Origin of the sequence: Mycobacterium sp. 1482292.6, assembly GCF_001672995.1 — a bacterium.
Classification (GTDB): Bacteria; Actinomycetota; Actinomycetes; order Mycobacteriales; family Mycobacteriaceae; genus Mycobacterium; species Mycobacterium europaeum_A.
The window spans coordinates 1-763 of the sequence record NZ_LZKV01000042.1; the positions used below are offsets into that span (position 1 = coordinate 1).

Genomic DNA, 763 nt, shown 5'->3' on the forward strand with positions numbered 1-763 from the left:
GGTCGGTGGTGCCCATCATCCGGGGGATCGAATGGCCGTGGATGTCGGCGTCCAGCACACCGACCGACAGGCCGCGGTGCCGCCCCCGGCCGCCGCACCCTCGCAGGCCGCATCGGCGCCCAAGCCCGCCGGCCCGTCGGGCGCGGCCCCCGGCGCACCCAAGCCCAAGCCGGCGGGACCCGGTCCGGCCAACTAGAGGTCGCCGCCGAATGACCCCGTCGCAGACGCATACACTCGGCGGTGATGTCCAGCCATGACCCCTCCGATTCAGCAGCCGGCCTGACCGCGGCTATCCGCACCGCCCTGGGCAAGGTGATCGATCCCGAACTGCGGCGTCCGATCACCGAACTCGGGATGGTCAAGAGCATCGACACCGAGCCGGACGGGACGGTGCACGTCGGGATCTACCTGACCACCGCCAGCTGCCCGAAGAAGACTGAGATCAGCGACCGCGTCAGCCAGGCGGTCGCCGACGTCCCGGGCACCGGCGCGGTCAAGGTCACCTTGGACGTGATGAACGACGAGCAGCGCACCGAGTTGCGCAAGCAGCTGCGCGGCGATGCCCGCGAGCCCGTTATCCCGTTCGCACAACCGAATTCGCTGACCCGGGTCTACGCCGTCGCATCCGGAAAGGGCGGCGTCGGCAAGTCCACCGTCACGGTCAACCTGGCGGCGGCGATGGCGGCCCGCGGCCTGTCGGTCGGTGTGCTGGACGCCGACATCCACGGCCATTCGATCCCCCGGATGATGGGCACCACCGACC

At 70.5% G+C, this 763-nt stretch carries 1 protein-coding gene and 1 pseudogene; one reads left to right on the forward strand and one right to left on the reverse strand.

Annotation, left to right across the window (positions count from 1 at the left end):
• Nucleotides 1–79, reverse strand: a pseudogene (locus tag A5624_RS27990) (P-loop NTPase); the annotation flags it as partial.
• A 164-nt stretch (nt 80–243) separates the two neighbouring features.
• Between A5624_RS27990 and A5624_RS03310 the strand changes: the two are divergent.
• Nucleotides 244–763, forward strand: a 520-nt coding sequence (locus tag A5624_RS03310) for a tyrosine-protein kinase family protein (protein WP_156748777.1), incomplete at its 3' end; no start/stop codon positions are given.